Origin of the sequence: Streptomyces sp. NPDC048197 (genome assembly GCF_043202395.1) — a bacterium.
Classification (GTDB): Bacteria; Actinomycetota; Actinomycetes; order Streptomycetales; family Streptomycetaceae; genus Streptomyces; species Streptomyces siderophoricus.
The window spans coordinates 188,377-209,583 of sequence record NZ_JBIDAJ010000002.1 but is presented as its reverse complement, the minus strand read 5'-3'; the positions used below and the strand labels follow the sequence as shown (position 1 = coordinate 209,583).

General features: G+C 70.1%; 18 protein-coding genes. 8 read left to right on the top strand and 10 right to left on the bottom strand.

Going from position 1 to position 21,207, the window contains the following annotated elements; all coding sequences use genetic code 11:
* Window positions 1-85 precede the first annotated feature (85 nt).
* The gene (locus tag ACGF4C_RS04065; RefSeq protein WP_393563057.1) at window positions 86-538 is read left to right on the top strand and encodes a nuclear transport factor 2 family protein; all 453 of its coding nucleotides are present in this window, start codon (window positions 86-88) and stop codon (window positions 536-538) included.
* Between the two features lie 66 nt (window positions 539-604).
* Here the strand turns inward: ACGF4C_RS04065 and ACGF4C_RS04060 are convergent, their stop codons facing one another.
* Window positions 605-2,413, bottom strand: coding sequence for a trypsin-like serine peptidase (locus ACGF4C_RS04060; RefSeq protein ID WP_393563055.1), 1,809 nt, complete (start codon window positions 2,411-2,413; stop codon window positions 605-607).
* Between the two features lie 297 nt (window positions 2,414-2,710).
* Here ACGF4C_RS04060 and ACGF4C_RS04055 point away from each other — a divergent pair, with 297 nt between their 5' ends.
* Both ACGF4C_RS04055 and ccrA read left to right on the top strand, forming a co-directional pair.
* Entirely contained in the window at window positions 2,711-3,094 is a 384-nt protein-coding gene (locus tag ACGF4C_RS04055; protein ID WP_393563054.1) for a GNAT family N-acetyltransferase, read from the top strand.
* A 142-nt stretch (window positions 3,095-3,236) separates the two neighbouring features.
* Window positions 3,237-4,565 (top strand): crotonyl-CoA carboxylase/reductase, encoded by a 1,329-nt coding sequence (ccrA, locus tag ACGF4C_RS04050; protein WP_393563053.1) that lies wholly within the window; start codon window positions 3,237-3,239, stop codon window positions 4,563-4,565.
* A 28-nt stretch (window positions 4,566-4,593) separates the two neighbouring features.
* On the opposite strand, the gene ACGF4C_RS04045 is transcribed toward ccrA, so the two are convergent.
* Together ACGF4C_RS04045 and ACGF4C_RS04040 are read right to left on the bottom strand one after the other, a co-directional pair.
* Complete coding sequence (locus ACGF4C_RS04045; RefSeq protein ID WP_393563051.1) at window positions 4,594-5,064, bottom strand: RidA family protein; 471 nt, start codon at window positions 5,062-5,064, stop codon at window positions 4,594-4,596.
* 64 nt (window positions 5,065-5,128) lie between these two features.
* The gene (locus ACGF4C_RS04040) at window positions 5,129-6,391 is read right to left on the bottom strand and encodes a multidrug effflux MFS transporter (protein ID WP_393563049.1); all 1,263 of its coding nucleotides are present in this window, start codon (window positions 6,389-6,391) and stop codon (window positions 5,129-5,131) included.
* Between the two features lie 227 nt (window positions 6,392-6,618).
* Between ACGF4C_RS04040 and ACGF4C_RS04035 the strand changes: the two genes are divergently transcribed.
* Window positions 6,619-7,422 carry a PhzF family phenazine biosynthesis protein gene (locus ACGF4C_RS04035; protein WP_393563047.1) on the top strand — a complete coding sequence of 268 codons (804 nt, stop codon included), beginning with the start codon at window positions 6,619-6,621 and terminating at the stop codon, window positions 7,420-7,422.
* Between the two features lie 105 nt (window positions 7,423-7,527).
* Here ACGF4C_RS04035 and ACGF4C_RS04030 read toward each other — a convergent pair whose 3' ends face one another.
* From ACGF4C_RS04030 to ACGF4C_RS04000, 7 genes are all read right to left on the bottom strand, one after another.
* Window positions 7,528-8,559, bottom strand: coding sequence for a zinc-binding dehydrogenase (locus tag ACGF4C_RS04030; RefSeq protein WP_393563045.1), 1,032 nt, complete (start codon window positions 8,557-8,559; stop codon window positions 7,528-7,530).
* A 70-nt stretch (window positions 8,560-8,629) separates the two neighbouring features.
* Complete coding sequence (locus tag ACGF4C_RS04025) at window positions 8,630-9,685, bottom strand: prephenate dehydrogenase (RefSeq protein ID WP_393563449.1); 1,056 nt, start codon at window positions 9,683-9,685, stop codon at window positions 8,630-8,632.
* A gap of 11 nt (window positions 9,686-9,696) precedes the next feature.
* Window positions 9,697-11,016 (bottom strand): PLP-dependent aminotransferase family protein, encoded by a 1,320-nt coding sequence (locus ACGF4C_RS04020; protein WP_393563044.1) that lies wholly within the window; start codon window positions 11,014-11,016, stop codon window positions 9,697-9,699.
* Window positions 11,016-11,927, bottom strand: a complete 912-nt coding sequence (locus ACGF4C_RS04015; protein ID WP_393563447.1) for a phytanoyl-CoA dioxygenase family protein — start codon at window positions 11,925-11,927, stop codon at window positions 11,016-11,018. Before ACGF4C_RS04015 ends, ACGF4C_RS04020 begins: the two co-directional genes overlap by 1 nt.
* Complete coding sequence (locus tag ACGF4C_RS04010) at window positions 11,927-13,132, bottom strand: alpha-hydroxy acid oxidase (protein WP_393563042.1); 1,206 nt, start codon at window positions 13,130-13,132, stop codon at window positions 11,927-11,929. The genes ACGF4C_RS04015 and ACGF4C_RS04010 overlap by 1 nt, the downstream gene beginning before the upstream one ends.
* Window positions 13,129-14,223 (bottom strand): 4-hydroxyphenylpyruvate dioxygenase, encoded by a 1,095-nt coding sequence (gene hppD, locus ACGF4C_RS04005; RefSeq protein ID WP_393563040.1) that lies wholly within the window; start codon window positions 14,221-14,223, stop codon window positions 13,129-13,131. The genes ACGF4C_RS04010 and hppD overlap by 4 nt, the downstream gene beginning before the upstream one ends.
* 211 nt (window positions 14,224-14,434) lie before the next feature.
* On the bottom strand, window positions 14,435-15,064 hold the full coding sequence (locus ACGF4C_RS04000; protein ID WP_393563039.1) for a LuxR C-terminal-related transcriptional regulator: 630 nt from the start codon (window positions 15,062-15,064) through the stop codon (window positions 14,435-14,437).
* A 695-nt stretch (window positions 15,065-15,759) separates the two neighbouring features.
* On the opposite strand from ACGF4C_RS04000, the gene ACGF4C_RS03995 reads away from it, so the two are divergent.
* Genes ACGF4C_RS03995 through ACGF4C_RS03980 form a run of 4 tightly spaced genes read left to right on the top strand, consistent with a single transcriptional unit; the run spans window position 15,760 to window position 20,927 of the window.
* Complete coding sequence (locus ACGF4C_RS03995) at window positions 15,760-17,052, top strand: helix-turn-helix domain-containing protein (protein WP_393563038.1); 1,293 nt, start codon at window positions 15,760-15,762, stop codon at window positions 17,050-17,052.
* A 13-nt stretch (window positions 17,053-17,065) separates the two neighbouring features.
* A complete protein-coding gene (locus ACGF4C_RS03990; protein WP_393563037.1) occupies window positions 17,066-17,824 on the top strand; it encodes a toll/interleukin-1 receptor domain-containing protein in 759 nt (252 codons plus the stop codon).
* Window positions 17,821-19,818, top strand: a complete 1,998-nt coding sequence (locus ACGF4C_RS03985) for a hypothetical protein (protein WP_393563036.1) — start codon at window positions 17,821-17,823, stop codon at window positions 19,816-19,818. Before ACGF4C_RS03990 ends, ACGF4C_RS03985 begins: the two co-directional genes overlap by 4 nt.
* Complete coding sequence (locus tag ACGF4C_RS03980) at window positions 19,815-20,927, top strand: hypothetical protein (protein ID WP_393563035.1); 1,113 nt, start codon at window positions 19,815-19,817, stop codon at window positions 20,925-20,927. Before ACGF4C_RS03985 ends, ACGF4C_RS03980 begins: the two co-directional genes overlap by 4 nt.
* Window positions 20,928-21,207 lie beyond the last annotated feature (280 nt).

Sequence of the window (21,207 nt, the reverse complement as noted above, 5' to 3'; positions counted from 1 at the left end):
TCCTTTCCGTCGTCCTTGCCGGTCACCTCTTCCGGACCGCTCCCGCGCATGATACTCAAGAAAGTGAGTAGTCAGATTTTTGAGTATGAGGACGAGCGAGGAGACCCTTGTGACCACCGCAGACCGCTTCCGTGCCGCCGTCGAGAGCGCCGATCTCTCCGCCCTGGAGCACCTGTTCACCGAGGACATCCGCTTCTACAGCCCGGTGAAGTTCTCCCCCTTCGAGGGCAGGCCGCTGGTCATGGGGCTGTTCGGGGTGCTGCTGCGCACGTTCGAGGACTTCCGCTACGTCGGCGGCTTCCGCGGCGAGGCCGAGACCACCGCCGACGGCACCCAGGCCGCCGCGGACGTGCTGCTCTTCCGCGCCACCGTCAACGGGCGGCAGATCCACGGCATCGATCTGCTGCACCTCGACGACGCCACCGGCCGGATCAAGGAGTTCACCGTGATGATCCGGCCCCGCTCCGCCGTGGAGACCCTGAGCGAGGCGGTGTACGCCGGCCTGGTGGCGGACGGCCTGGTACCGGCCGGAGGGTGAGCACGCCGAAGCCCCCGGCTCCCGCCACGGGAACCGGGGGCTTCGCGCCGTGCATCGCGCAGGGCGTCAGCCGACCCGTGCGGGCACCAGTACCCGTTCCCGGCCCAGGGTGGTGAGGGTGGTGTCCCCGTTCATGGCGAGCTTGCCGCCCGGCCAGAGGGCGATCAGGTCGTCCTGACGGGTGCCGCCGCCGTACGCCCCGGCGGTGACGAGACGGCCGTTGCGCCAGGCGGACTTCGCGGGCCGGAGCTGGTGGTCGCCCTTCAGGCCGTTGGCCGCGAGGTTCTCGTAGGCGGTGACCTCGCCGTCCGACCACCGGACGACCAGGTCCTGGTCGCCGGCCGCGGTCCGGAGGTCCCCGGCGGCGAGATCGACGGCGTGCGTCCAGGTCGGGTTCCGCTTGGCGAGCTGCTTCTCGGCGTGCAGCCCCTTGCCGTCGACGTTGGTGTAGAGCGTCACCTCACCGTCGGACCAGCGCACCACCAGGTCGTCGCGGCGGGTGTTGCCGCCGCCGAACCGGCCGGCGGCGAGGCCGTAGGCGTGCGTCCACGTCCCGTTGGGCGCCTTGAGCTGGATCTCGTTGCGGAGCTTGTTGGTTTCGTTGACGTCCTGGTAGAGGGTCAGTTTGCCGTTGGCCCAGCGGACGAGCAGATCGTCGGTGGAGTTGCCGGTGAAGTCCCCCGCGGTGATGGCTCTGGCCTGCTTCCACAGCTCGTTCTTCTTGGCGAGCGTGATGTCCTTGCCGAAGCCGTACTGCCGGTTGCCGGGGTAGAGGGAGAGCTCACCGTCGGACCAGCGCACGATCAGGTCACCGGTGCCGTTGCGTACCGAGGTGGTGTGGAACCGGCCGCCGGTCAGGGACGTGGCGTGCTGCCAGGTGGAGCCGTCGCCCAGCTGTCCGGCGCTGTCCGGCACCGCGTCGTCGACGGCCTGGCGGTAGAGGCGGAAGACATCGCCGTCGTACTGCGACGAATAGGAGACGTCGGCGGTGGGCCCGCCGGTCTTGTAGCCGCCGATGGAGCCCACCAGATCGCCCCGGCTCCCGTCGAAGTGCTCCAGGAACGGTCCGCCGCTGACGCCCGAGCGGAACCCGTCGCACTGGATCCGCAGGAACCGGCCCTGGAACGCCGTGGTGTCGTTCGTGCACTGCAACGGGGTCTTCTGGCCGCCGGGATAGCCGACGAGGGTCACGTTCTTGCGCGCCAGCTGCGTCGCCGACACGGAGGTGAGCCGGTTACCGCCGCCGACCGCGTCCTCCAGCAACTGCCCCTGGGAGTTGGGCCCGACCCGCACCATCGCGAAGTCCACGTCGTCGCTGGGCGACGACGTCAGATACCGCCCGTCGATCCAGACCTTGCCCGTCTGCACCGGGAACAGCCCGTACGGCGTCTCCCCCGCCTCACCCGCCTGCGAGGCCCCGGCGCGATAGCCCGGCACGAACGCCGCGTCGCGGTACGGCTTGTCGCCCGTGAGGCAGTGCGCGGCGGTCAGCACCAGGCTCTTGGTCGGCGACGCCACGGCGCTGGCGCTGCAGAACTGGTTGGGCGTCGCCGACCCGTCGGCGGTGCGGATCAGGAACACCCCGACGGTGGCCACGCCCGCGTCGGCCCGGTGGGTCGGCACCATCGAACGCCGGCCCGCACCCGGGGCCGCCGCCGCTTCCCGGCCCTTTCCGCCGTCCTGCACCGCGTCCATCGGCACGGCGGCGCGGATGCGCTCCGGCGTCCAGTAGTGCTCGGTCGCGCGGGCGTCGCGGATCGCTTGCGCCGTCACGGGCGGCGGGGTCGGCGCGGCGTCGGTGGCAGCCGCAGGGGGAACGGGCTGGCTCTCCGTGTCACGAGCGGCGAGCGCCGGCACGGCGATCGCAACAGACACACAAGCTCCGAGCGCGGCGGCCCGCGCCCACGGTATTCGTTTCATGGACCTGTCTAGGGACGGACGACATCGGTCGTGGAGTCAACTGGCGGCTCGGGCGCAGGAAAAGAAGCGCCTCCGAGCCGGCGCCCGCATAATCTCATCCCTACGAGTGCCTGGGCGAACGGATGACCGAAAGTGGCCCGCGGACGCGCTCGGACGACATCTGGGAGGCCGACCATCATCACCATCCGCCCCGCCGGGCCGGGCGACGCATCGGAGATAGCCGCCGTTCACCAGGCGTCCCGGGCGGCCACCATGCCGTACCTGCCGCCGCAGCGTCGTACGCACGAGGAGGTCACGTACTGGATCCGCGAGATCGTGCTGCCGGAGAGCCACACCCTCGTCGCCGTCCGGGACGAGGAGATCGTCGGGTACGCCGCCGTGTGCGGCGAGCTGCTCGATCAGCTCTATCTGCGGCCGGACCTGCGGCGTACCGGCATCGGCAGCCGGCTGCTCGGTGCGGCGCGGGAGCACTCCCCGGGCGGGCTGACCCTGCATGTCTTCCAACTCAACGCGGAGGCCCGGGCGTTCTACGCACACCACGGGTTCCGGGTGGTGGGCACCGACGACGGCAGCGGCAACATGGAGAACCTGCCGGCCCTCACGCTCCGCTGGACTCCAGGGGCCGCCGCTCCGTGAGGGGCAGGGGTACGGCGGGCCCGCCGCCGGACCGGAACGCCTTTGCCCCTTTGAGTGGTTTAGGGCGGTTTTTCTGGCTCGGGCGGGGAGCGTGGTCTTCCATGGCGGCGTGAGGGAGGCACCGCCAGGAAGGAGCCGCACCGTGCACGAGCTCGTCGCCGCCCTGCTCGAACCGGACGTCACGGGCCGGGAGCTGGCCGCTCTGCCCCTGCCGCGGACGTACCGTGCGGTGACCGTGCACCGTGCGGAGGCCGCGCTGTTCGCCGGGGTGCCGCACGACGAGCGCGACCCGCGTGCCTCGCTCCACCTCGACGAGGTGCCGGTCCCCGAGCCGGGGCACGCCGAGGTGCTGGTCGCGGTGCTGGCCTCGTCGGTCAACCACCACACCCTCGGGGCCGCGCTGTCCGAGCCCGAGCCGACCTTCCGCTTCCTGACCGAGTACGCCCGCAGGTCACCGGCCGGACGGCGGCACGACCTGCCGTACCACGTCCTGGGGTCGGACCTCTCCGGCGTGGTCCTGCGCACCGGCCCCGGCGTCAGCCACTGGCGGCCCGGGGACGAGGTCGTCGCGCACTGCCTCGTGGTGGAGCTGGACGGACAGGACGATGCGGCGGGCGGGCCGGCCCAGCGCATCTGGGGCTACGAGACCAACTTCGGCGGACTGGCGGAGCTCGCGCTGGTCAAGGCCACCCAGCTGATGCCCAAGCCACCGCATCTGACGTGGGAGGAGGCCGCCTGCTGCGGGCTGGTCAACTCCACCGCGTACCGGCAGCTCGTCTCCCACAACGGTGCGGCCATGAAGCAGGGCGACACCGTCCTGATCTGGGGCGCGGCGGGCGGGCTCGGTTCGTTCGCCACGCAGTACGCGCTGGCCGGCGGGGCCACCCCGGTGTGTGTCGTCTCGTCGCCGGAGAAGGCCGCGCTGTGCCACGGCATGGGCGCCGACCTCGTCATCGACCGCACGGCCGAGGACTACCAGTTCTGGAAGGCCCCGGACACCCCGGACCCCGGCGAGTGGCGGCGCTTCGCCCGGCATGTGCGGGACCTCACCGGCGGGGAGGACCCCGACATCGTCTTCGAGCACCCGGGCCGGGACACCTTCGCCGCCTCGGTGTACGCGGTCCGGCGCGGCGGCACCGTGGTCACCTGTGCCTCCACCACGGGCCCCGCGCACCTCTACGACAACCGCCCGCTGTGGACCGGGCTCAAGCGGGTCCTCGGTACGCACTTCGCGAGCTACCGGGAGGCGTGGGAGGCCAACCGGCTCGTTTTCAAGGGCCGTATCCATCCGCCGCTGTCCGTCACCCATCCCCTGGAGGCCACCGCCGAGGCGGTGTCCGCCGTGCGGGCGGGCCGCCACCGCGGGAAGGTGGGCATCCGCTGCCTGGCGCCGCGGGACGGTCTGGGCGTCCGCGACCCCGAGCTCCGCGAGGACCTGCTGCCGTGGCTCACCCTCTTCCGGGACGGTTGAGCCCCGGAAGAGGGCCGGCCGGCGGGCGTCAGGCCTCGATGCGTACCACGGCCTCGATTTCGACCGCGATGCCGAAGGGGAGGGCCATCATGCCGACGGCGGAGCGGGCGTGCGAGCCGCGCTCGGAGCCGAAGACGTCGGTGAGGAGGTCGGAGGCGCCCTCCGCGACCACGTGCTGTTCCTGGAAATCGGGGGCGGACTGCACCATCACGAGCAGTTTGACGAATTCCCGTATCCGGTCGAGGTCACCGAGTTCGGCGTTGAGGGCGGAGAGGATGTTCATCGTGACGAGCCTGGCGGCCTCCTTGCCCTCGTCGATGGTGAAATCCGCGCCCAGGCGTCCCCGGTATTTCACCGAGCCGTCCGGATTCAGCGGGCCGTGACCGGAGACGAAGACGAGATCGCCGACGGTCTTCGTCGGCACGTAATTCGCCAGCTTCGGCAGCAGCGGCGGCAGCGTCAGTCCGAGTTCTTCCAGACGGCGTGAGACCTGACCCATTGCTTCTTTCCCCTCGATCTTGCGTAGGTGAATACGTGGTCCTGCGTGGGTGAATACGTGGTGGTCAATCGTCGGTCGGTGTTGCGGAGGCCACCGGTGCGGCGGGCGGGGCCGCCGGTGCCGACTTCGGTGCGGTGGCGGCCCGGGCCGTGACGGCCCGCAGGCAGTGGAATGCGGTCAGTCCGGTCAGCGCGAGGACCGCCACCAGGATCGCGAACGACCTGATGTCCGGCGGAATCCTGCTGACGACGAGGGACGAGAAGCTGCCGCCGGCCATCTGGACCGCCCCCAGCAGTCCGGAGGCGGCGCCGGCCATGGCGGGGAAGGAGGTCACCCCGCCCGCCACGGACATCGGGAAGAGGAAACCGTTGCCGATGGTCACGGCCGTCATCAGCACCAGCAGCGGCCACGGGGTCTGCGGATCGGTCAGGCCCACCACCAGCAGCACCAGGGCGCCGCTGGAGAAGATCAGATGGCCCCGGACCAGCAGCCGGTCGATGGAGTGGCGCTTGACCAGGCGGCGCGAGACGAGATTGCCGGTGATGTACGCGGCGGCGATGCTGATGTAGCAGTAGCCGTTGATCTCGGTGCTCATGCCCAGGCGCTGGAAGATCACCGGAGAGGCGACCAGATAGCCGGTGTAAACGGCGTACCCCACCCCGAGGTTGAGGCCGTAGCCCCAGAATTTTGCGCTCAGCAGCAGCCGGCGGTAGTTCCCCACCGTCGTGCGCAGCCGCCGTGCGCGGCGTTCCGCGGGCAGCGACTCGGGCACCCCGAGGACGACGGCGAGCACGGTGACCGCGGCGATCACTGCGGTCAGGAAGAAGGGCGCCTGCCAGGAGACGTAGGTGGTCAGATAGCCGCCGATGAGCGGGGAGACCGCCGGTGAGGCGCCAACCACCGGCATGATCGTGGTGAAGACGCGGGCCGCGGTCTGCTGGCCGTAGAGGTCGCCGACGATGGCCCGGGCGAGGACGAGCCCGGCGCCCGCACCGAGGGCCTGGAGCAGCCGGGTGGTGGCGAAGACCGCGATGTTCGGGGAGAGGGCGCAGCCGAGCGAGGCCACCGCGTACAGCGTGAAGCCGCCGATGACGAGCCGCCGCCGGCCGATCGCGTCGGACCAGGGGCCGTAGAGGAGTTGGGCGACGAGCAGGCCGACCAGGTACGGGCTGAAGGTCGCCTGGACCGCGGAGACGGAGGTGCCCAGCGCGTGGGCGGTCTGCGCCAGGCCGGGGAGGTTGATGTCGGAGGACATCAGGCCGCCCACGCTCAAGGAGATGAGCACCGCGAGGAGTAAGGGCGGGACTTTGGCTTCCGTGGTCTGCATGCATGCCCTTCCGGACGCGGAATGCGCCCCCTGGGCCCGCCGCCTCGATTCCGTGGCGGTGGCCGGCGGTTCGACGATCGGATCTGAATCCTAGTGATCGCGTGGGGGCGGAAACAGGCTCCTCTCGGACCGTTCCCCCTGCTCCGATGGGCGCCGGAATGCGGTACCAACAGCGGCAAGTACCCTCATTTCACCCCTTGGTGTCTTACCGGCAGTAGCTTCGGGCCATGCGCACCTTCATCGTTGATGCGTTCACCGACCGGCCGTTCGCCGGTAATCCCGCCGGTGTCTGTCTGCTGGAGAAGCCGGCCGAGGTGGCCTGGATGCAGCAGGTCGCCGCCGAACTCAATTTGTCGGAAACCGCTTTCGTGCACCGCGTCGGGGAGAACTCCTACGGCCTGCGGTGGTTCACGCCGACGGTGGAGGTGGACCTCTGCGGACACGCCACCCTCGCCACCGCCCATGTGCTCCATACGACACGGGACGCCGCCCAGGACGCGCCCCTGCGCTTCGAGACGCTGAGCGGGGTGCTCACCGCCCGGCGGCACGGCCGCGGTGACATCACCCTGGACTTCCCGGCGGACCCGCCGGCCGCCGAGCCGGTGCCGCTGGGGCTGGCCAAGGCGCTGGGCACCGACCCGGTGTGGACCGGCCGGGCCCGGCACGATCTGCTGGTGGAACTGGCGGAGGCCACCGCGGTGCGGGACCTGGCCCCGGACATCGTCGCGCTGGCCGCCTTCAGCGGCCGGGCGGTCATCGTGACCGCGGCCGCCCCGGCGGGCGCCGGTCACGACTTCGTCTCCCGGGTCTTCGCCCCGGCCGCCGGCATACCCGAGGACCCGGTCACCGGCGCCGCCCACTGCGTACTGGCGCCCTTCTGGTCCCGGCGGCTCGGCCGGACCGAGCTCGCCGGTCTCCAACTCTCGCCGCGCGGCGGCCGGGTGGGCGTCGAGCTGCGCGGTGACCGGGTGACCCTGCTGGGGCAGGCGGTGACGGTGTTCAACGGGGAGCTGAGCCCGGTGGGGAGCTGACGCCGCCCGGCGGCCGGCACAGGACGAGCGCCCCGCTTCCCGGTACGGCCGGGAGGCGGGGCGCAGGAACGCACAACGACGACAACGACAACGCCCGGAGGCTCCTCAGGGGCGGATGAGCACCTTGAGGGCCTCACGTCCGGCCATGGCCTTGTAGCCGTCCGGGACGCCGTCCAGCCCGACGGTGCGGTCGAAGACCGCGGACGCGTCGAGACGTCCGGACAGCACGTCGGGCAGGAGCTCGGGAGCATAGGCCCGGGCCGGGGCGACGCCGCCGGCGAGGGTGACGTTGCGGCGGTAGAAGCGCCGTACGTCGACGCCGTCGCCGTCCTGGGGCACACCGACGTAGCCGACGGCACCACCGGGGCGGGCCATGTCCAGGGCGTCCCGCAGGGCCGCGCCGGTCCCGACGCACTCCAGCACCGCATGCGCCCCGTGGCCGCCGGTCAGTTCCCTGACCCGCTCGACGGCCTCCGCGCCGCGCTCCGGGACCACCTCCACGGCGCCGAACCGCCGCGCGAGGTCCGTGCGCGCGGTGTGCCGGCCGAGGACGATGATGTGCTCCGCGCCCAGCCGGGCCGCGGCCAGCACGCCGCACAGCCCGACCGCGCCGTCCCCCACCACCGCGACGGTCCGGCCGGGGCCGGCCTGCGCGGCGCGGGCCGCGTGGTGCCCCGTGCACAGCACGTCGGACAGGGCCAGCACCGCCGGCACCCGGGGGTCCTCCGGCTCCATCGGCAGCGGGAGGAGGGTGCCGTCGGCCTGGGGGACGCGGACCGCCTCGCCCTGGCCGCCGTCCAGCTCCCCGCCCCAGAACCCGCCGTTCAGGCAGGAGTTGGGCAGCCCGTCCCGGCAGAACTCGCAGCTGCCGTCGGACCACTTGAAGGGTGCGAGAACGAGGTCACCGCGGCGTACGGAGGTGACCTCGGCGCCGGTCTCCTCGACCACGCCGATGAATTCATGGCCGAGCCGCACCCCGTCGGGGTGGGGCGGCATCTTCCCGTAGCGCCACAGGTCGCTGCCGCAGATCGCGGCGTGGGTGATGCGCACCACGGCGTCGGTCGGCCGGTCGATCCGGGCGTCGGGCACCTCCTTCACCTGGACGTCCCCTGCCCCGAACATCACTGCTGCCCGCACGGTCGTACTCCTGGATTCGCTCGACGAGGGCCGGTCCGGCCCGGTACGGCTCGGGATCACACGCGGCGCGCTACGCGTGGACGGTCCACTCGCGGCGCCGGAGTTCGGCCGTGAGTGTGCCGGCCGAACCGTCCGCCACCAGGAGTTCCGCCAGTCCGGCGGAGCCGTCCGTGGCGTGCTCCAGGCGGACGTCCTCGATGTTCGCCCCCACCGCCGAGGCGGCGGAGAGCAGCCGGGCCAGCTCACCCGCCCGGTCACGCAGGACCACCCGAACCGGTCTGTACGCTACGGCAGTTCCGCCGGGCTTGCCGGGGATCCGGGCGTATCCCGCGTTGCCCCGTGCGAGCAGCGCGGTCAGCTCCGCCGGGTCCGGCCCGCGCAGCGCGCGGCGCACGGTGTCCAGGTCTGCGGCGAGGCCGTCCAGCACGGCCGCCACGGCCTCCGCGTTGGTCGTGAGGATGTCCGTCCACAGTCCGGCGTCGCCCGCGGCGATCCGGGTGACGTCGCGCAGCCCCTGGCCGGCGAGCCGCAGCGCCACCTCTTCCCCGTCGTCCAGCCGGGCCGCCATCAAGGTGGCGAGGAGGTGCGGGACGTGGGAGATGAGCGCGACCGCGTGGTCATGGGGCTCGGCATCGAGGACGACCGGCACCCCGCCGCACAGCCGGACCAGTTCCAGCGCCCGCCCCAGGACGGCCGGTTCGGTCGCCGGATCGGGCGTGAGCACCCACGGGCGGCCCTCGAACAGCTCGGCCCGGGCCGCCAGCGGACCCGAGCGTTCCCGCCCGGCCATGGGGTGGCCGCCGACGAAGGAGCCCAGGTCACCGCCGCGGGCCGCGATCTCGTCCAGCGGCGGGCCCTTCACGCTGGCGACGTCGGTGTACGCCCGCGCCAGACCGTTCTTCTGGTGCTCCTCCAGGACGCCGGCCACGCTCCCGGGCGGCACCGCGAGCACCGCGAGGTCCACCGGCCCGGGCGGTGCGCCGGCCGTCCCGGCGCCCAGCGCGGCGGCGGTACGGGCCGCGTCGCCGTCCCGGTCGATCAGATGGGTGGTGACGCCCCGCGCCGTCAGGGCGAGGGCGACGGAGGTGCCGATGAGCCCGGTGCCGACGACGGCGGCGGTGCGCAGTGCGTTCGCGGTCATCCCGCGCCCTGGGTGATCCGCCGGATGATGTGCGCGGCCAGCCGGCACACCCCTTCCTCGATCCGTTCGGGCGTCAAGTAGCTTGCTGAGAGCCGCAGTTGACGCTCACCGCCGTCACCCAGGTAGAAGTAGTTCATCGGGGTCCAGATGACGCCGTGGTCGCGGGCCGATTCCTCCAGGAAGGCGTTGTCGACGGCGAACGGCAGGGTCAGCACGAGGAAGAACCCGCCGTCCGGCACGTTCCACCGCACCTCCCACCGGTCCTGCGGCAGATGGCGGGCGAGGGCGGCCAGCAGCGCCTCCATATTGCCGCGGTAGAACTCGATGAGGTCCTTGTTGGCGTCGCGCAGCCGGCACCCGTGTTCGAGGAGCATGCCCCCGATGGCCGCCTGGGCGATCGGCGGGGTGTTCACCGTGACCATGCTCTTGATCTTCGACAGTTCGTCGGCGAGCAGGGTGCGCCCGCCGTTCTCACCGATGACCGGCTGATCGGCGATGACATAGCCGACCCGGGCGCCCGGGAAGCAGGTCTTGGCGAACGAGCCGAAGTAGATCACCCGGTGCCGGGTGTCGAGGGACTTCAGGGTGGGCCGCTGCTCCCCGGTGCGACTGAAGAACCCGTAGGGGTTGTCCTCCAGCAGCAACAGGTCCTCCGCCGCGGCCAGATCGAGCAGCGCGTGCCGCTTCTCCGTGGGCATCGACGCCCCGGAGGGATTGGCGAAGTCCGGGATCACGTACACCGCACGCGGCCGCTTGCCCCGGGCGCGGAGCTCCCGGACGGTGCCGCGCAGCGCGTCGAGGTCCAGGCCGGTGTCGTCCTCGGGCACCGGCACGGTCGCGGCGTCCAGCAGCCGCGCGGCGCCCGTGATGCCGACGTAGCCGGGGTCGGTGACCAGCAGGACGTCGTCCGGTCCGGTGATCAGCGCCCGCAGGACCAGGAGCATCGCCTCCTGGCAGCCGACGGTGACCACGACGGCCGACGGGTCGGTGTGGATGCCGTCGTCGTGGGCGATCGTCCGGGCCACCAGTTCGTGGATCTGGCCGTTGGTGCGCCCGTACTGGAACAGCGCGGTACGCACCTCCTCGGGTGAGCGGCCGAGGTCCTGCTCCAGGTGGCGCGTGTAGGTGTCGAGGTAGCCGCCGATCCGGTCCACCTCGAAGAACCCGTCGTAGGGGCGGCCCGGACCGAACGAGATCGCCTCGGGGTACCGCAGCGTGACCTCGTTGAGGAAGTTCATCACGTCGAGCAGCGGGTCCGAGAGGGACGAGTGCAGATCGGCCGGCCTGAGCTCGGCGTCCGGTCCGGGCCGCGGCATTACGCCTGCTCCTGCCAGAGCACCGGGCAGAAGTCCGGGTCCGTGTAGTCGGGGTTGCCGTTCGCGTCCTTGCGGACGAGGACGTCGTTGTTGTAGACGACCCGCTCGCCGGTGGAGATCTCGAACGGCCGCCACTGGTTCGTCCGGTCCTGGAGGTGGAACGAGATCGCCCGGCGCGGGCGGTCGCTGCGGTTGAGGCCGCTGCCGTGGTAGGTGCGGCAGTGGTGGAAGCTGATGTGCCCCTTCGGGATGACGACGGGCACCTTGCGGACCGACACGTTGTTGAAGGCGGCGTTCTCCTCCAGCATCTCGTCCAGCTCGGAACGGTCCCGCTCGGCGAAGTGCTTGGTGGTCGCGTCGTTGCCGCCGATCTCCTTCCACCGGTGACTGCCGTCGACCATGGTGATGGTGCCCATCTCCTCGTCGCAGTCGTGGAAGGGGATGAAGGCGGTCAGCATCTCGTCGGAGGTGCAGGTCTGCCAGTAGTGGCGGTCGAAGTGCCAGGGCACGATGTTGCCCTCGTCCTCGGGCCGCGGCGGCTTGTGGATCAGGGTGCTGTTCCACAGCCGTATCTGGCTGGTCTCCGCTATCCGCGCGGCGACCGCCCCGATGAGCGGCTTGGACAGGATGCTCCGGACCGTGTCGTCCTCGTAGAAGATGTAGTCGTTGTGCCGGTGGACGTCGCCCTTCTCCGGCTCCCAGTACGCCAGCCGCGGCGGCCGGACCGGGAGGGTCCGGTCCCGGTGACCGCCGTAGAACCGGTCGGCCGCGGCATCGAGCGTGTCGACCTCGTCGTCGGTCAGCAGCTTCTTCGACAGGTACCAGCCGTGCTCCTGGTAGAACAGCACGTCCTCGTCGGTGGGCAGCAACGCCCGGTCGTGGTCGCTGAGCTGGAACGCCTCGGTGGTCATCATGGTCCTTTCCGGAGATCCGGGTCCTCGTACGATTCGTTCGGTGCCGCCGCGGCCGGGCCGCGGGCCAGCAGCTCCGGGCCGAGGTCGGCGAGGGACGGGCGGCCGGCCAGCACCATGGCGTCCTCCAGTTCGTCCCGCAGCAGGGTGAGCACCCCGCGCGCGCCGGCCTCGCCGCCGGCGGCCAGTCCCCACAGCACCGGTCTGCCGACGAAGACCGCCCGCGCGCCCAGCGCCAGCGCCTTCAGCACGTCGGTCCCGTGGCGGATGCCGCCGTCGAGGAACACCGGGCAGCGCCCGTCGACCGCCGCCACGACCTCCGGCAGCGCGTCCAACGTGGCGATGGCGCCGTCGAGTTGGCGTCCGCCGTGGTTGGACACCACGATCCCGTCGATGCCGAGCCCGGCGGCGCGGGCCGCGTCCTCGGCGCTGAGGACGCCCTTGAGGAGGAGCGGCAGCCGGGTCTGCTCCCGCAACCGGTCCAGGTCGGACCAGCTCAGCGAGGGGTCGATGAAGGCGTCGGCGTGCCGGGCCAGGGCGGAGCTGCCGTCCTGCCGGTCGTGCAGGAAGCCGGTGACCTCGCCGTCCAGGTTGCGGGCGACGATGCCCGGGGGCAGGTGGAAGCCGTGCCGCAGCTCGCGCAGCCGTCTGCCGAGCCGCGGGGTGTCCACGGTGAGCACCAGCGCGCGGAACCCGGCGGCCTCCGCGCGCCGCACCACCGTGCGCAGCACGTCCCGCCGGTGCAGCCAGTAGAGCTGCAGCCAGAGCGGTCCGGTGGCCTGCGCGGCGAGGTCCTCGAAGGTCCGGCTGGCGAAGATGCTGACGATGGTGGGGATCCGCAGCCCCGGTGCCCCGGCCGCCCGTACCGTGGCCACTTCCCCTTCGTCGCAGGCGAGTTGGTGGTAGGCCATCGGTGCGATACCGAGCGGCGCGCCGACCGCGTCCCCCAGCACCGTGGTCGACAGATCACACCGGGAGACGTCGGCCAGCACCCGCGGCCGCAGGCGGAGCCGGCGGTACGCGGCACGGTTGGCCCGGACGGTGGTCTCCGTACCGGCGCCGCCCTGGATGTAGTGCCAGGTGGCAGGGGGCAGACGGTCCTCGGCGAGCGCGGCGTAGGCGCCGACGGTCAGCGGCCGGAGGCCGGGATCGGCGTCGGTGCCGCTGGCGGGGTCGTTGGCTCGGTCGGTTCCGGCGTCGGTCATGGAGCGCCGGTGAGGGCCTGGGCCCGCTCGACCGCCTCGTAGAGCCCCTTGATGTTGCCGCTGCCGAAGGTCTGCGCGCCGCGCCGCTCGATGAGTTCGAGGAAGAACGTCCCGCGGGCGTGCGGCGAGCGCGTGAAGATCTGGTACAGCAGCCCCCAGTCGTCACGGTCGGCGAGCACGCACAGGTCGCGCAGCACCTCCAGGTCACCCCCGAGGGAGCCGACCCGGTCCTCCACCGCGTCGTAGTACGTGGCGGGCGTGTGCAGGAATTCCACCCCCTGCGAGGCGATGTGCGGCACGGCGGCGGCGATATCCGAGGTGCCGAATGCCAGATGCTGTACGCCGGCGCCGCCGTGCGCGTCGAGAAAGGCGTCGATCTGCCCCGGCTTACGCCGCACATCGGGCTCCAGGAACGTGAAGGTGACCGCCCCGGACGGGCTGCGCACCACCTTGGATTCCATCGCCTGGTCGCCGACCTCGATGAATTCCTCGAACGCCTCGTCGAACCCGAGGCCCTTTTCGTAGAAGGCCACCGTCCGGGCGAGTTCCCCGGCCGGAAGGCATACGGCGAAATGATCGAGCGAATGCAACCGCGGTGCGTCGCCGGCGGATTGTGCGCCGGCACCCCCATCCGCATCCGTCCACCGCAGCCGAGGATGCGGCAACTGCCGCTCCGCATCCTCGTACTGCACAAAGGTGTGCACGGTGTCCCCGAACGCCCTGACCGCGGCGGACACGGCGACGGAACCGTCCTCGTACTCGACCTCGGCCGGCTCCGCCACCACCTCCGCCCCGCAGGCCACGGCCCGCCGGAACACACCCTCCGCGTCCCCGGTCCGCAGCGCGACATTGGCCACTCCGTCACCGTGGCGCGCCACATAGCGGGCCACCGGCCCGTCGGAGGTCAGATCGGAGGTCAGCAGGAGACGAATGTCCCCCTGCCCGAGAAGAAGGGATCTGCGGTCCGCAAGTCCGGTTTCCGGACCCCCTTCGGCAAGGGTTTCAAAACCGAATGCGGTGCGGTAGTAATAGGCGGCTTGCCGGGCATCCCCGACATGGAATTCGACATGACTGACGGTGTAGTCGCTCAACGAGACCCCCGCTGTTTGTATGGCGAGTTGCGGCCCACCGGCCACCGATATCGGGCAGCCGGCCGAACCGAAAGAGCGAAACAAAATTAACCGCTGGTACACACCTGACAGAACACACCTTCGGAGACTTGCGGTTCCTCGATCGTCACCCGCGCCTGCTCCGATGGTCGCCCCGGGCACGCCCCTCAGGCGCCCCGATGCCGACGGTGCACTACTCGAAAATCCCGTGCTGGTAGGCGTACAGCCCGGCCCGCAGCCGGTCCGGCTGCCCGATCTTCCGCATGGCCTGCGTCAGATGCTTCTTGACGGTGGCCTCCGCCAGGAACAGCTCCGTGGCGATCTCCGCATTGCTCAGCCCCCGCGCGAGCTTGCCCAGCACCGCCCGCTCCCGCTCGGTCAGACTGGCCTCACCCGGGCTGGGCCCGTCGATCGCCAGCGTCAGTTCGACCGGCTGCACCTTGGGCGCCGGCAGGAACACCGCACCGCCCAGCGCGACGGTGGTCACCGCCCGAATGATCTGCTCCTCGTCCACCGCGGGATCGATACACCCGTGCACGCCCCCCGTGAGGACCTGCGAGACCTCCACACTCGTCTCCGCGGGATGCAGCAGTATCGCCTTCGCCCCCGGCGCCCCGTTCACCGACACCAGCCGCTGCGCGGCCGCCGCGTCCGCGGTCAGCCCTTCCCGCGTACCGACGAGGATGACCTCGGGCTGCTCCTCACGGGACGCCTCGATGGCCTTCTTCGGATTCCCGAAACTACTGACCACCCGCAACTCCGGCGCCGCCGTCAATATCGACCGCAACCCGGCCCGCGTCACCGACTGCTCCGCCACCAACATGACCCGCACCACGGGCCGGGCGGGTAACTCCCCCACCACCCCTGCGCCCCGGTGTCCATGCCCTTGAACACCCCCGCCGTGCCCGTACTCGTGCCCGTGAGTGCTGCCGTTGTTCCCCTGACCGCTCACCCACTCTCGGCCGTTTGCCTGCGCCTGGCCGTTCACCTGCGATAACTGCGCTGCCTCCAGCACCGTGATCCCCCGTTCCTTCAAGAACGTCTCTCGCCTCAGAACAATGTCGCTGAGCCGGTCAAACAGGACTGTAAGCCCGAATCACCTCCGATCCTTCGGCTCCCTGTTCACCATTGAGCAAAAAAACGACCGGTGCGTCGGTGCTTACTGGGAGCTATAGGGGGAGGTCAGGGGGGTGGTTGCCTGGGTCATCAATTCACTGTTGAGGCAAGGGAGTTCGGAAAACCGGCCGTGCGACGCCTGGCGCACATGGGCTCGGCACCGCCAGCAGACCCCAGTCGTGTTCCGCCAGGAGCCGACCGATTGTGGCTCGGGCCGATCTGGTGGGGCCTGACGTGCCTGGCTCCATGACCGCACGACTTTCCAGCCATACGAATGCTGCGCCTTGCCCTCGGAGAAGGAAACGGGAAACAGCATCGATCGCCTTGTCCGTCCGGGAGGGATTGCCGCACGCTTTCGTGCAGCACCGACTCGGCCCGGACGCAGGGTTTTGGGAGGTTCCCGTGCCACAGCCGTCCACCGAGTTCGGCCAGGAGCTGAGGAAACGGCGTCTGGAGGCCGGACTGAGCCTCACGGCCCTGTCCGGCGCCGTGCATTACAGCAAGGCGCAGTTGAGCAAGGTCGAGCGAGGCATCAAGGCACCGAGCCGTGACCTCGTTCGGCTGTGCGACGCCGCTCTCGGTGCTGACGGAGCACTGATCGGCTTGGTCACCCAGGCCGCCGCTGACACACCTGCCGAACCAGTGCCGGGCCAAATCAACGAGGAGGAGTGGCTGATGCAGTTGTCGCCTGGCGGCCCGAACCGCTTCCACCCCATGGGCCGGCGAGAAGTGGTGAGCGCCGGCGTCGCATCGCTGATGACGTGGCGGTCGGACGGGACGGCCCCGGCCTCCTCGACCGCGGCTGGCGGCATGCTGGAAGCCTCCCGCTCGCTGTTCACGCACTACCGGAAACTCGGCCAGACCGTGGAACCCGGCCTGCTCCTGCCCGTCCTGATCGCGCAGACGCACACCCTGCGGGAACTGTCCGCTCAAGCCGACTCCACCACCCGCGGACAGTTGCTGTCACTCGGCTCCCGATACGCCGAGTATGTCGGCTGGCTGGTGCAGGAAACCGGGGACGAACGTGCCGCACTGTGGTGGACCCAGCGCGCGGTCGATCTGGCAGCCGCCGGGGGTGACCAGGCACTGGCCGGCTACGCCCTGGTGCGTAGGGCTCTGGTCACGTTGTACCGGGATGACGCCGAGCAGACGGTTGCTCTGGCCCGTCGTGCGCAGAGCGGCACGCTGCCACCACGGATCCGTGGACTGGCCGCCCAACGTGAAGCGCAAGGACACGCACTCGCGGGCGATCTCCGTGCATGTCTGCGCGCCCTGGAGCGCGCTCGTACGCTCCTCGCCCGCCAGGACGACGGTGCCGACGAGCCGGTGATCGGCACCATGCACCTTCCCGACCCGGTCAGCATGGTGACCGGTTGGTGCCTGGTGGATCTCGGTCGGCCCCGGGAGGCGAGCGAGGAACTCGACCGGCAACTCGCCCTGGTCGGCCAGGACGCGGTGCGTACGCAGGTGCGGTACGGGGTTCGCCGTGCGCTCGCCCATGCCTCGGCCGGCGAGATCGACCACGCATGTGCCTTGACGACGCCGCTGCTCGACGGCGTTGAAGCAGTGCGCTCAGCGACCGTCGCGACCGATCTGCAGCGACTCGCCCGGGTCCTGGCCCGCCACTTGGATCACCCGTCGGTCCGTCGGCTGTGGCCGCGGCTCAGCACGTTAACGCGCTCGACCACTTCCTGAAGGAGACAACACCGTGAGCAAGGTCTTCATCAACTACCGCACAGGCGACGGGGAAAAGACCGCTGCCCTGATCGACCAGGAGCTGTCGCGCCGCTTCGGCCCGGAGCACATCTTCCGTGCCTCGAAGTCCATCGCCCCTGGCGAGGCATACCCCGAGGCCCTGCTCGCAGCGCTGCGCCGCAGCTCCCTCCTCCTGGCCGTTGTGGGACCGGACTGGACGAACTTCCGTGCTCGGCTCCAGGAACCGGAGGACTGGGTGCGCAGGGAGATCGAGGAAGCGTTCGCGTGTGAGCTTCCGGTCGTTCCCATCCTGGACGGCCGGAAGACGAACCGGCTGAAGAGGACCGACTTGCCGCCCGAGCTGGCGCGGCTCGCGGACCTGCAGTCCATTCCGTTCGACACCCACGACGTCGAGACGGGTGTCAGGCGGATCGGTGACCTTGTGGCCGAGATGGTTCCAGGACTGCGCGACCCGGTCCGAGCCGGCAAGACACCGCCCGTGTCGGACGCCGTCACCAACTCGATCGGGGACGTGGGCGGAACGGCCGTACAGAGTCATGACTTCACCGGAGACGTCGGTGGCACCCTCGTGAAGGACTCCCACGGCCCTGTACACACGGGCAACGGCCACATCTATCAGAACTCCCGCCACGTTTCGGGCGACCGGCACTTCTCGGGGAACGGGATGACGTACTTCGAAAGCGGAGACAACCACGGTCCCATCCAGCCTCGGTTCGGTGAGCCGGATCGACGCGAGGACGACAGCCGGTGAATCCACACAGCACCACACGCGTCGAGAACCCGCAGGGTTTCACCCACACAGGCGGCGGCCACATATACGTCAACGTCGGCATCCCACCACAGGGGTCGGACAAACCAGCCTTCCGGCAACTGGCCGAGGACCAACTCGTCCGGCTGCGGCGGGTGTTGGTAGCACCCGCCAACATGGGCACAGCCCGCTCCACGCTCGCCGACACCGGCACCGTCATCCTGGACGGCCCCCCGGGCAGCGGCCGAACCTCTGCGGCCCGGGTACTCCTGCGCGAATACCACCCGGACCGGGGTGCCTTCCATGAACTTCTCCCCGACGAGGAAGAGGAACTGCCGCTCCAGGACCCTGCCCTGGTCGAAAACGGTGACCAGCTACTACTGGACCTGTCCGCCGCCGACGACCGCCAGTGGCGCGCGGTTCGGTCCGCCCTCCCCGCCCTCCGCAAGACCGTCCACGAACAGCAGGCACATCTTGTCGTCGTCATGCCGCACGGCGGTGGGCTCGACCCGGACCTCCAGCACTACCGGGTCGTGATCCAGCCACCTCTCGGCTTGCCCGTTCTCAGGCGGCACCTCCGTATGCACGGCGTGCCGTACGAGCAGTACATGCAGTCCGATGTCACCGTCACCGAGTTCTTGGACGGGGGCCGGCCGATGCGGGAGATCGCGGACTTCGCCGACCTGATCCGCCGCGCACGCGAGAGGGCTCGACCGGAGGAAGGGTTCGCCCAATGGTGCGCGACGGCCAAGGGCGCACGGGACGACCGGCGGAAGGAAGTAGCCGATCTCGTCGCCCGGTTGCGCGAGGCTCCTGAGACGGCGCTGCTGATCACCGTCTCCATGCTCCACGGCGCACACGCCGACGTCATCCACCGGGCGGCCCGGTCCCTGCTGCGCACTCTAGGCTCCGCGTCGGACGCGCTCCCGCTGCTCCAGCACAAGGACCTCGCCGAGCGGTTCAAGGAGATCTCAGCCGTTACCGGCCCGGGTGGACACGTGCGGTTCCAGAAGCTGGACTACGACTCCGCCGTCCGCGCGCATTTCTGGGACCACATGCCTGACTTACGGCCCCACCTCGGCAGTTGGGCCACGAAGGTGGTGGAGCTGAACGATCCGCACGTCACCCCGGCCCTTCGGGACGATCTGGTGGCGCGGATAGCCGATCAGTTCCTGCGGACCGGGCGCGGGGACGGGCTGGCGTCTCTTGCCGAAGGGTGGAGTTGCGCGTCGGCGAGCCGGATACGGCTGGAGGCGGCTGTCCAGGCGCTCACCTGTGGTCTCAACGATCCGGCTCACGGCCGAGCCTTTCGCGAACGGATCTATCAGTGGTGCGCCTACCGGCGCCTCCGGGGAGAGTTCGCCCAGGTGCTCGTTCAGATCTGCGCCGATGTCCTCGCGGCGAGCCACCCGGACCAGGCCCTGCTCAGGCTCTACTACCTGGCCCGGCGCGAGCACGACACCGTGCGTGCCCTGCAAGCGTTGTGCGACCTGGTGGCAAGCAGCCGCCGGCTGCGTCGAAGACTGCTCGACCGCCTCGCACGATCCGACCTCTCACCGCCCGACCTCGGCATCTTCCTGTATGCCTGCGATCCGCTGTCGCTGACGGACCCCGCCGACTCCCCACGCGCTCTGGTCGACGAAGGCGGTGTGCAGCGCGCCCTGACCAACTGCTGGCACGCGGCCCTGACCAAGTTGCCGAGGGCAACCTGGCAGCCGCACTCGAAGCGCTGGTTCCATTGCGCGGCCGACGACACCGGAAACCGCGGTGAACCACTGCTCGACGTCCTCATCAGCGCGGCCGACCGGAGCGAAGAGGGACGGGGTGCGTTGTTCGCCGCGCTGTACGCGAGCGCCCGCGAAGCCGAGCGCACTGCTCCGGGAGGCCCCGCGCGCTCCGCCGAAATCACCGAACTGCTACTCCACAAGATCAGTGTGGCCCAGGGCCTCGGTCCAGCCACCCCATCGCCAGCGTCAGCCAGGGGGACTCGATCGTGACGACCGCGCAAAAGACGACGACCGTCTTCCTCACCGTCTTATGTGGCCTTCTCCTGGCCATCGTCGGCCTGTCACAAGGGTGGCCCACATGGAAATGGTCGACGCTGGCCGTCCTCCTCGTCGCTGTCCCCGGCGCGGCCGTCCGGATTGCTTCTCTGCGCCGTGGCTCCGTGCCGGTCAGCTTCGAAGAACAACGCACGGCCTCCCCAGTGGAACGCACGGAATATCGCGTCAAACAAGTGGTATTGCCCAGCCTCTGGGACGACTACTACTTCGTCTTCACGGCAACCGTTCGGTGGTGCCTCATCGGATCAGCCGCAAACGCCCCCGTTCTCAATCCCGCAGGCCTCGCGGTCGAAGCGGTCCTGAACCGCGCCCGCACCATCACGGAGAAACGTGAGCCGGGCCAGGCTTCACTCGTTCAGCACGAGCTCAGCGGAGCCCTCAGTCGTCTGTGCCCGGACCCCACAGGACACCTCCAAGCAATGGCGGAAAATATCAGCCTCGCCTTGCTCGAACAGGACCAGGAGCGCTTGGACAGACTCGCCGAAGTACGCGAGGAAAAGGCCGTCTGGGAGCACCAGCGCAAGTACGAGCAGAGCAAGCGCCAGTACCTGGGCGAGGACGTGCTGAAGGACACCGGCAGTGCAGTGGTCTGGTGGCTCGCCAAGAACGACGAGCACGTGGAAAGGACCGTGGCAGACCTGGCCCTGCTCGCCCAGCTCACGTCCGCAGCCAACGACACCGACATTCCCGAGCGGCTGCAGACCCTCGTGTCGCAGGAGCTGGGCGAGCCGGCCGCCCCGGAATTCCAGGAGGAGGGTCCCGCTCCTGTTTCCCCGGAACAGACGGCTGCGGACCATCTCGCCAGCCTCTTCGACGCCATGGGCTTCACGGCGGGAGACGTTCGGCGGCAGATGCTGGCCAAACAGTTCTCCGACATCATCAAGCAGCAGAACTGCCACGAGACGGCCGAGGACCTGCTTCACCGATTCGATCCGCCAACGACCTTCGCGTCGAACAACGGTGAGGAGCCGAATTTTCACAGCGACGCGCGTGGTGAGCCGACCCGGGAGGCCAGTCGTCTAAGTGAAAGTGAAAATCCGTGAGGTGGCCGCTCTCGCAGCGCCGCAAAGCTCCAGCAGGCGAGGGCGGTCCGGTCGGCAAGCAACCGCACAAACCAGCGGGCTGGGTGTCAGACCCCCTTAGCCCCCGCTCCAAAATCACCACACACTCCACATGACGCGTCATAGGGATCACGCCCCACATCGCCGGGTCGAGAAACCTGCAGTTCAGATGGCCTTTCGAGGTCCGTCGGGCAGGCTGTCGGGGTTCTCGGAGCGTCAAATGAACGTAAGGGGCCACGCGTGGCCACTCTGACCACCGGTC